Origin of the sequence: Vibrio sp. EA2, assembly GCF_033042495.1 — a bacterium.
In the GTDB taxonomy this organism is placed as follows: domain Bacteria; phylum Pseudomonadota; class Gammaproteobacteria; order Enterobacterales; family Vibrionaceae; genus Vibrio.
Genome location: NZ_JAWLID010000035.1, coordinates 1 through 3,049, shown reverse-complemented (window position 1 = coordinate 3,049; position 3,049 = coordinate 1). Strand labels below are relative to the sequence as shown.

Below are 3,049 nucleotides of genomic sequence, written 5' to 3'. Positions count from 1 at the left end.
CTATGCGTTGGTTTTAGTGATTAAGGTGGTATTCGGTAGCGTTGGTGTTGCGTGCTTCACCCCTTAACAAGGCGTTAAATTACTAGGAAAGTTAAGTGAAAAGAAAATTACAAGTATTTGTATCTTCGACTTATGAAGATTTAAAAGAAGATCGTCAGTCAGCGGTAAGTGCAATTCTGAAATCGGGACATATTCCAGCAGGTATGGAGTTGTTTACTTCTGGTGATAAATCCCAAATGGAAACTATTCGTAATTGGATTGAAGAGTCTGATATATATATGCTGATTCTTGGTGGTCGATATGGGAGTTTAGAGCCTAGTTCGGGCGTTAGTTACACCGAACTAGAGTACAACTATGCTTTGGAACTTGAAAAACCAGTATTTGCTGTCGTTATTAATGAGGAAGCTCTAGAGTCTCGAGTTAGAGATATTGGCACGCATCTTATGGAAAAAGAAAACCCTAAGGAGCTGAAGTTATTTAGAGATAAAGTACTTTCAAACATATCTTCTTTCTTTGATGATGAAAAAGACATTAGGCTGTGTGTTTACGAAAGTTTATCTGATTTTTCAGCAACCCGAGAGTTAAAGGGGTGGGTATCTGCAGACGAGGTTGCAAATGTACAGCCTTTGCTAGAAGAAATAAGTAGATTGACCGAAGCCAACAACGAACTGATAGAAAAGCTAGCTTTAGCTGAAAAGAGAATCAATTCTGTAAGCACAGATAAAAATCAAAATAATAACTTTGACGAATTAACGCAGTTACTTGAATCAATAGATGTTGTTATCCCTCCTAAAATCACTGGTAAAGAGGAAGAGGTCCAGAGAACGCTTCTTGACCTTTTTGTTAGTAATAAAGAGGTCTTTGTTACTGGTATTACAAATCAGATGAATAGCGGAGAAGCTGCATCATTTATGTATCATAACGTTTGTCCTAAATTGCAAATTCATGGATTAGTAATTAATGAAAAAGTAGCAAGTGTCCAATGGCGCCGATTTAATATTACTAAAAAGGGTAATGATTACTTAGCGTACTTAGATAGAAAGCTACATTTGAGCGAATAGTAATTTAACAAAGCATTTAAGAGTGATTCTCAACGCTTGGCACTTTCGCTTCGCTCAAGTTTAGCCAAGCGCTGCTCACACCTTAATGCGGCGTTAGTACTGGATGGGCATCAACGGTAAAACTTTCGGAGTTTATCGGTTTCTTTTCCTTGTTTTACACCTGGTCAAATGTGCCTTTCACGTTCTTTCCGGTGGCACTATATGTGATGTGCTTGCTTTGACTTCACCGTTTACGGTTTCTAACTTTCGGGCTATTTCTCTGGTGCGGCTTCTTTGGTATTGAGAAATTTTCGTCAAAAAACGAGTTTCTTTGTCGCTGCCGTTTAGTTCTGCAGCCTGTATCCTTTGCTAATTTGAAAACGGCGGCAATAGGGCAGTTAAGCATATTTTTCTTCTCGCCAACTTGCGTTTTGAGAGTGAGTTCTAGTTTGGCAGTTGTCCCTTTATCTTCAGCGTTTTAAGCCAAAAGTTTCATGCTATATTTCAATATCTTGGCGTGTGCAAAAGGTTTACGGGCAGAGTACTAACAAACAATTCAAGAGGGATTCGTAACGCGTGGCATTTTTACTATGCGTTAATTTTAGTGATTTAGGTGGTTTGCGGTGGCATCGGAGTTGCGTTACTCACCCCTTAATTGGGCGTTAGGAATTTTAGGAGAATTTTGATGTCGACAAGCTCGATTAGCAGACGAATAGAATCAAGTATAATTAGCTTTCAACAGAATGATTTTGAAAGTGCGTTAGTTCATTTCTTTCCAGCTTTAGATAAAACAGCGAAGAAAAGATACCCTAAAGACGGTGTGGGAAAAAGAATAAAAAAATTCTTAGATGACGAGCTAGATATTATCACTTACATCGCAACTCAAAATATATTTCGCATAAATGTCGACGGAATTAGCTTTCCTGAAGCAATCTACAAGTTTGGCAGAACTTCGATCGCTCATGAGGGTGAGTTAGACCCTAGGCTTAACTTCGACAATCTAGAGGGCATGAGTATCGGGCAACAATGGAATTTACCTCCTAGCTTCATTATTGGGTTGATTGTTTCTGTCGTACTAGCCCCTGAAAATAACGCAGAGGAACTTAAGGGTAATTATGGTGTAACAATTCATGGAGATAAGTTTGAACTGAGCAAACATTGGGGAGATCGTTCAGGGTTTCGCTCCTATATGGAACAAAAGTTTGGACGTGCCATATTCGAATAAAATTCCTAACAAACTGTTTAAGAGTGATTCGCAACGCATGGCATTTTTACTATGCGTTGTGTTTAGTGGTTAAGGTAGTATGCGGTGGCATCGGTATTGGGTTGCTCACACCTTAACAGGGCGTTATGTGTTAAAGAGGGATAAAGTGGATAATTACATTTCATTCGCAGCTATAGGTATCTCAGCTATTAGTCTAGCCGTTGCATATCTCACATATCGATATAGCCAACAAGTTAGAATTGAATCGAGTCAACTTCGTTTAGTTGATCAACTTTTTTCCGCTAAGCTATTAGCTCAGAAAAATATAAAGTTAGCGGAAGAGATCAATCGTGAAGCCAAGCGATTCATTGACGAGTTTGAATCGGCAAAAATAACAGAACAGGAAAGTGCAAATATCATCAGTACGTCGAATCATGCGCTAGAATGGGTTAACGAAACACTAGAGCTCTTTTCTAATATGGATGTGGGGAAAATTCAAAGGCCAGAAAAACGATTTTATAGTCTTTATGTCAAAGTAGGCCAGATTGAATTAGCTCTCAAGTTAAATCAAGAAAGACTCGAAGAAAGTAAGAATCGACTTGTGGAGAGCAACACATAACAAACGCTTTAAGGCGGATTCGCAACGCCCGGCGGTTTTGGTTTGATTTAGCTTTTGTGTTTACGATGCAATAATTAAGTATAGTGGTAGCGTTGCTCACCACTTAAGCGGGCGTTATAACACAGTATCAAGTTCTTGCTCATAACTATTAGTTGAACTATTATTTGTACGTTACTTTGTACTAAT

The 3,049-nt window shown here is 38.6% G+C and carries 3 protein-coding genes; all 3 read left to right on the top strand.

The window, feature by feature from the left end; genetic code table 11:
- The first annotated feature begins 95 nt into the window (after positions 1-95).
- The 3 genes from RXX31_RS24525 to RXX31_RS24515 all read left to right on the top strand — a co-directional run bounded on the left by RXX31_RS24525 (position 96) and on the right by RXX31_RS24515 (position 2,863).
- Positions 96-1,061: a DUF4062 domain-containing protein gene (locus RXX31_RS24525; RefSeq protein WP_317592195.1), complete on the top strand. Its 966-nt coding sequence runs from the start codon at positions 96-98 to the stop codon at positions 1,059-1,061.
- Positions 1,062-1,725: 664 nt separating this feature from the next.
- Entirely contained in the window at positions 1,726-2,265 is a 540-nt protein-coding gene (locus RXX31_RS24520; RefSeq protein WP_317592194.1) for a hypothetical protein, read from the top strand.
- Between the two features lie 145 nt (positions 2,266-2,410).
- Positions 2,411-2,863 (top strand): hypothetical protein, encoded by a 453-nt coding sequence (locus RXX31_RS24515; protein WP_317592193.1) that lies wholly within the window; start codon positions 2,411-2,413, stop codon positions 2,861-2,863.
- Positions 2,864-3,049 lie beyond the last annotated feature (186 nt).